8 protein-coding genes are annotated in these 6,053 nt (G+C 61.0%); 7 read left to right on the top strand and 1 reads right to left on the bottom strand.

Going from position 1 to position 6,053, the window contains the following annotated elements:
• The first annotated feature begins 302 nt into the window (after positions 1 to 302).
• The 4 genes from B348_RS0112170 (at position 303) to B348_RS0112155 (ending at position 2,330) form a co-directional block, all read left to right on the top strand.
• Positions 303 to 539, top strand: a complete 237-nt coding sequence (locus tag B348_RS0112170; protein WP_017736389.1) for a DUF6124 family protein — start codon at positions 303 to 305, stop codon at positions 537 to 539.
• Between the two features lie 61 nt (positions 540 to 600).
• Positions 601 to 1,230, top strand: coding sequence for a nucleotidyltransferase domain-containing protein (locus tag B348_RS0112165; protein WP_017736388.1), 630 nt, complete (start codon positions 601 to 603; stop codon positions 1,228 to 1,230).
• Entirely contained in the window at positions 1,193 to 1,627 is a 435-nt protein-coding gene (locus B348_RS0112160) for a hypothetical protein (RefSeq protein ID WP_017736387.1), read from the top strand. Before B348_RS0112165 ends, B348_RS0112160 begins: the two co-directional genes overlap by 38 nt.
• Before the next feature lie 85 nt (positions 1,628 to 1,712).
• A complete protein-coding gene (locus B348_RS0112155) occupies positions 1,713 to 2,330 on the top strand; it encodes a hemolysin III family protein (protein WP_017736386.1) in 618 nt (205 codons plus the stop codon).
• Positions 2,331 to 2,455: 125 nt separating this feature from the next.
• Here the strand turns inward: B348_RS0112155 and B348_RS0112150 are convergent, their stop codons facing one another.
• Positions 2,456 to 3,358, bottom strand: coding sequence for a LysR family transcriptional regulator (locus B348_RS0112150; RefSeq protein WP_017736385.1), 903 nt, complete (start codon positions 3,356 to 3,358; stop codon positions 2,456 to 2,458).
• A 108-nt stretch (positions 3,359 to 3,466) separates the two neighbouring features.
• On the opposite strand from B348_RS0112150, the gene B348_RS0112145 reads away from it, so the two are divergent.
• Genes B348_RS0112145 through B348_RS0112135 form a run of 3 tightly spaced genes read left to right on the top strand, consistent with a single transcriptional unit; the run spans position 3,467 to position 5,987 of the window.
• Complete coding sequence (locus tag B348_RS0112145; RefSeq protein WP_017736384.1) at positions 3,467 to 4,699, top strand: D-amino acid dehydrogenase; 1,233 nt, start codon at positions 3,467 to 3,469, stop codon at positions 4,697 to 4,699.
• A 10-nt stretch (positions 4,700 to 4,709) separates the two neighbouring features.
• On the top strand, positions 4,710 to 5,060 hold the full coding sequence (locus tag B348_RS0112140; protein WP_017736383.1) for a RidA family protein: 351 nt from the start codon (positions 4,710 to 4,712) through the stop codon (positions 5,058 to 5,060).
• A 24-nt stretch (positions 5,061 to 5,084) separates the two neighbouring features.
• On the top strand, positions 5,085 to 5,987 hold the full coding sequence (locus tag B348_RS0112135) for a transporter substrate-binding domain-containing protein (protein WP_017736382.1): 903 nt from the start codon (positions 5,085 to 5,087) through the stop codon (positions 5,985 to 5,987).
• Positions 5,988 to 6,053: the final 66 nt, after the last annotated feature.

Below are 6,053 nucleotides of genomic sequence, written 5' to 3'. Positions count from 1 at the left end.
GCGATAGCGGTGTATCAGATGTTGATGCACTGACTGACATGCCGCTATCGCAGGCAAGCCAGCTCCCACAGTGGATCTTCACAAGGCTTGAGTGCTGTGCGACGGTGGGCGATGCCTCGGATTTTTCCTGCAAGATTTTGGGCCAGGCATGAACTTGTCGCGTGCAGTCGGCGCGCCTAGTCTTCGTCCCGTCATCGCGAAAAACGGTGACACGGACGTGCAAGTCCGAAAAATCTGTTTAGGCGTACACGACGCCTACGTCTAAAGGCGTTCCTGACTGATCCATTAAGGAACCGCGCATCATGTCGAAGCCACTCTCATCCAATATCTTCACCATCAATCCCAATCAAGAAACCGAAGCCCTGCTGGTCAACGCCAGCGAAACCCTGTCGTCCCTCAACGCCATGACCTGCAACCTGGCCTTCGACCTGGACACCTCCCAGCGCGCAATCATGCTCGGGATCCAGCAAATGGCCGAGCTTGGGCAGTTGTTGGTGGATCGAGCGCTGGAACAGATTTCCCCCTCATCTGCGGCTTAAAGCTTGATCGTTCCCAAAAAGGGACCTATCGTTCCCTTTTTGGGACTGATTGGCCTCTGCCATGCACACCTTGTCGCTCAGCGCTGCACTTTTCACCGTTACCCAGCAAAAGGTGCTGGGCCTGCTTTTCGGCAAGCCCGATCAAAGCTTCTTCACCAATGAAATCGCCCGCTGGGCCCTGGTGGGCAAGGGCAGCCTTACTCGCGAACTGGAGCGCTTGCAGTTGGCGGGCATCCTGAGCATGACGCGCCAGGGCAACCAGACCCACTACCAAGCCAACCCCCAATGTCCGATCTACTCGGAGTTGCTGGCCATCGTGCGTAAAACGCTGAGCCTGGACGCGCCATTGCGCACTGCACTGGCACCCTTCGCCGAGCAACTGACGTGGGCCTTCATCTATGGCTCTATCGCCAAGGGCGAGGCGCACTCATCCAGTGACATAGATCTGATGCTGATTGGCGAAAGCCTCAACTACAGTGAGGTCATGGAGCAGCTTATGCCGCTGGAAGAGCAACTGGGCCGCACCATCAACCCAACGCTTTACACCCCTGAAGACTGGATCGGCAAATGGAATGCCGGGAACAGTTTTGTGCAGCGGGTCGTGCAGCAGGACAAGATCAATCTGATGGGGGGCAACCCCCTGGAGTCCACGGATGGACAGCAAGGCAAACCTGGAGAATCTGCAACGTAGTGGCGGCCTGAAAGCTGAACCGCCAGACCGTAAGGAATGCGATGGGTTGATGCGCTCAGCCCGGGATCGTCTGAAAGACGCGAGCACGCCACAGTTATCGTTTGCCAGTCGTTTTGACCTGGCTTACAACGCCGCCCACGCCATCGCCCTGACGGCCTTGCGCCTGCAAGGTTATCGTTCTGACAAACGTTATCTGGTCTTTCAGTGCCTGATCCACACCCTCGGTGCGAGCAAGGTGCAGGTGCGGTTATTGGCGCTGTGCCATGAGCGTCGGAACCTCGCGGAATATGAAGGTTACATGGACGAAGATGAAGCGCTGCTGGGCCAACTCATGGACGGCGCGACGGCGATGTCAAGTCGTGTGGATGACTTGCTTGCGGGTCATGAATGGACGTGAGCCGCTCACAACCCCTTGCACTCTCCCCCACAACGCTGGACCCTTGCCTCCTCAATCGCTAACGAGCATCGGAGGTCAGTGGCGCATGTATCACGGTGAACGTTTCAACGCCTGGAGCCACTTGCTCGGCGCGGTCGCGGCCTTTGCGGGGGCGGTGTGGATGTTGGTGGTGGCGAGCCTGGATGGCAGCCCGTGGAAGATTGTCAGCGTGGCGATCTATGGCGTGACCTTGCTGGTGCTGTACAGCGCGTCCACCGTGTACCACAGCGTGCGTGGGCGGCGGAAAGAGATCATGCAGAAGGTCGATCACTTTTCGATCTACCTGTTGATCGCCGGCAGTTACACGCCGTTTTGCCTGGTGACTTTGAGAGGCCCGTGGGGCTGGACGCTGTTCGGGATTGTGTGGGGGCTGGCGGTGATTGGCATCTTGCAGGAGATCAAGCCGCGTTCCGAGGCGCGCATCCTGTCGATCGTGATCTATGCGGTGATGGGCTGGATTGTGCTGGTGGCGGTCAAACCGTTGATCGCAGCGCTGGGAGTGGCGGGGTTTACCTGGCTGGCGGCGGGTGGGGTGCTGTATACCGTCGGCATCATCTTTTTTGCGCTTGAGGATCGGCTGCGGCATTCCCATGGGATCTGGCACTTGTTTGTGATTGGCGGGAGTTTGCTGCACTTCGTGGCGATCATGCGGTATGTGCTCTGACGGCTGACAAAAATCCAAATGTGGGAGCTGGCTTGCCTGCGATAGCGGCCTGTCAGTTGATACATGTTCAGCTGACCCACCGCCATCGCAGGCAAGCCAGCTCCCACACTGGATCTTTGGTGTACTTATAAACGCTGCAGGAGTTCTTGGGCTCGCTGGCCAAATATTCCCAACAACTTCGCCAACATATGCGGCGGCGGCTCATCCGCGCGGGTCAGCGCATACAGCGTGATCGGCAGCGGCGGTGTCAGCGTGCGGATACAGGTAGTGGCGGTCGAGGCGCCGAGGGCGGTGAACGGGTCGATCACCGTGAGGCCGGCGCCGGTTTCCACCATGGCGCGGGCCAGGGAATAGGTTTGCACCGAGATCGTGACCCGTGGCGGTGGATCGACGTTTTCCAGGTAGCTGTCGAGTTTGGCTGCCAGCGGATCGGCGCTGGACAGGCCGATCAATGCCGTACCTGCCAGGTCCGCCAAGGGCAGCGGCGCGCTCAGTTCGGCGTCGGTCCAATAGCCTTTGGACGCCAGCGCCACCAGCACGCCATTGGCCAGCACTTGCGTGGTCAACCCCGGATGCCCGGAGAAGTTTAGGGTCAGCGCCAGGTCGATCTCACGCATCAGCAGCTTCTGCACCAGCTCGCGGCTGTGGTCGCTGGACAGCTCGCAGGCCATGTCCGGGTAATCACGTTTCCACTCCAGGATCGCCGGCGGCAGCAGTGACAGCGCCAGCGCGGGGATGGCGCCGATGCGCACGCTCTGGCCCGGTGCGCGGCGCAGGCTTTTGGCCAGGCGTCGCACGCCTTGCAGGCTCTCGGTGACTTTCTCGACTTCGCGCTCCAGCGCCAGCGCTTCCGGGGTGGGCTGCAATTTGCCGCGCACCCGCAGGAACAGCGGGAAACCCAGCTGCAACTCGGCGTGTTGCAACACCTTGGTCACCGCCGGTTGCGACACGTGCAGCAACTGCGCGGCGGCGCTGACGGAGCCGGTCTGGCGGATGGCCTGGAAGATTTCGATATGACGCAGGCGCATGGCAAGTCCATAACCTTTGTTTATAGGTGGCCCATCTTTATTCATTGTCGGTGGCCTGTCACCTGCCCCTAGTCTTGAGCCCTCTTAATTCAACGATGGGTGGCGGGGATGGGCAGGCAGGTTTGCATCATCGGCGGCGGGGTTATCGGCTTGGCGAGCGCCTATGCGCTGGTGCGCGCCGGCCATGAAGTGACGGTGATCGACGCCCGCGAGAGCCTGGGCAGCGAGACCAGCTTCGCCAACGGCGGGCAATTGTCCTACCGCTATGTCGCGCCGCTGGCCGATGCCGGCGTGCCGCTGCAAGCCATTGGTTGGTTGCTGCGGGGTGACTCGCCGCTGAAGTTGCGCCCGCGTCTCGACCCGCAGCAATGGCGCTGGATGGCTGCGTTTCTCGGCGCCTGCCGCGGCTCGGTCAACCAGCGCAATGCCGCGCACCTGCTGCGCCTGGCGTCGCTGAGCCAGACCACGTTGCAGCAATGGCGCGAGGATGATCGCCTGGACGGTTTCGATTGGCGGCGCAATGGCAAGCTGGTGACCTTTCGTAACGCCAATTCCTTTGAACATGCCCGCAGCAAGGTCGCCGATATCCTGCAACAACAAGTGCTGTCGGCCGCCGATTGTGAACGCCTGGAGCCGGCGTTGGCAGGTGGCGGTTTTGTTGGCGGGATCTACACGCCGAACGAAGAGGTGGCCGATTGTCATGCCTTCTGCCAGCGCTTGGCGGCGCGGCTGGAAGCGTCCGGGCGTTGCCGGTTTTTGCTGGGGCGCAAGGTCAGCGGGCTGCGTCACGCGGACGGCGTGGTGCAGGCCATCGAGTTGGGTGATGAGGTGATGCCGGTCGAGCAACTGGTGTTGGCCGCCGGTTATCGCAGCGCCGCGTTGGGCGTGTCGCTGCCGTTGTATCCGTTGAAGGGCTACAGCCTCAGCGTGCCGATTGGTGCGCAGCACCGGGCGCCGAAAGTGAGCATCACCGACTATGACCGCAAGATCGTCTACGCGCGCATCGGCGAGCAATTGCGGGTGGCGGCCATGGTGGATATCGTCGGTTTTGATGCCAGCCTCGAACCCAAGCGCCTGGCACTGATGAAACGCCAGGCCCTTGAGACGTTTCCTCTGGCCGGCGACTACGCCCATGCCGTGGAATGGGCCGGCATGCGCCCGGCCACTCCCACCGGCGTGCCGCTGATTGGCGCCAGCCAGTACCGCAACCTGTGGCTGAACCTTGGCCACGGTGCGTTGGGTTTCACCCTGGCCTGCGGCAGTGGGCAACTGCTCGCCGAACTGATCGGCCAACACGTCCCTTCCATCGATATGCAGGGCCTGACGCCCCGCGCCGCTTGAGGATGCAGCCATGACCATCAACCGAATCAGCAGCAACGAGCGACTGTCCGGCGCCGTCACCTTCAAGGACCTGGTGTTCCTTTCGGGCCAGGTACCGGGTGACGGCCTGGACGTGGCCACGCAAACCCGCGAAGTGTTGGCCAAGATCGACGGGCTGTTAGCCCAGGCGGGCAGCGACAAGGACCATCTGCTGAATGCGACGATTTACTTGAAAGACATCGGCAGTGGTTTTGCGCCGATGAACGAGGTGTGGAGCGCATGGTTGTCGCCCGGCATGGCGCCGACGCGCACCACCCTGCAAGCCGAACTGGCGCGCCCGAGCGTGCTGGTGGAAATCAGCGTGATCGCTGTACGTCACTAACTCAAAGACCAACGGAGAATAACAATGAAAAAGATCCTGTTGACCGGCTGCACCCTGGGGCTGTTGTTGGGCGCACAGGCCCAGGCGAATCAGGCACCGCTGGACGGCGCGCTGGCCAAGATCGCCAGCGCCCAGTCCATCACCCTGGGTTATCGTGATGCGTCGGTGCCGTTTTCCTACGTGGGCGATCACAGCGGTAAACCCATGGGGTATTCCGTGGAGTTGGCGAACAAGATTGTCGAGCGTGTCCAGCAGAAAACCGGGGTGGCCGACCTGAAGGTGAAGTACAACCTGGTGACCTCGCAAACCCGCATCCCGCTGGTGCAAAACGGCACGGTGGACCTGGAGTGCGGCTCCACCGGGGTGACCGCCGAGCGGCAGAAGCAGGTGGCGTTTTCCTACGGGTTTATTTATGTGAAGGGCCAGTTGCTGACCGGCAAGGACAGCGGCATCAAGGGTTTCGCCGACCTGGCGGGCAAGAACGTGGTCACCACGGCCGGCACCACCAACGAGCGGTTTCTCAAGAGCTACAACGCCGAGCACAAAGCCAATATGTTCGTGATCAGCGCCAAGGACCACGGCGAGGCGTTCAAGATGCTGGAAACGGGCCGCGCGGCGGCGTTCTACATGGATGACGCGTTGCTCTATGGCGAGCGCGCCAAGGCCAAGGACCCGCACAACTGGGTGGTGGTGGGCGAGGAGCAATCCCGGGAAATCTACAGCTGCATGGTGCGCAAGGATGACCCGCAGTTTCTCGCGGTGGTCAACGAGACGCTGGGGGATTTGTATCGGAGCGGGGAGATCAATGGGATTTACCAGCGCTGGTTTGAACAGCCGATTCCGCCGAAGGGCTTGAACCTGGAGTTCCCGATGACCAGTGAGTTGAAGGCGATTATTGCCAAGCCAGTGAGTGATCCGGTGGAGTAGTCGCCTGGCAATCCAATCAAAATGTGGGAGCTGGCTTGCCTGCGATAGCGGTGGTTCAGTCAGCAC

The sequence above is a fragment of the Pseudomonas sp. CBZ-4 genome, assembly GCF_000346755.1.
GTDB lineage: Bacteria > Pseudomonadota > Gammaproteobacteria > Pseudomonadales > Pseudomonadaceae > Aquipseudomonas.
The sequence above is the reverse complement of the archived record's forward strand: the minus strand, read 5'-3'. Positions and strand labels throughout refer to the sequence as shown.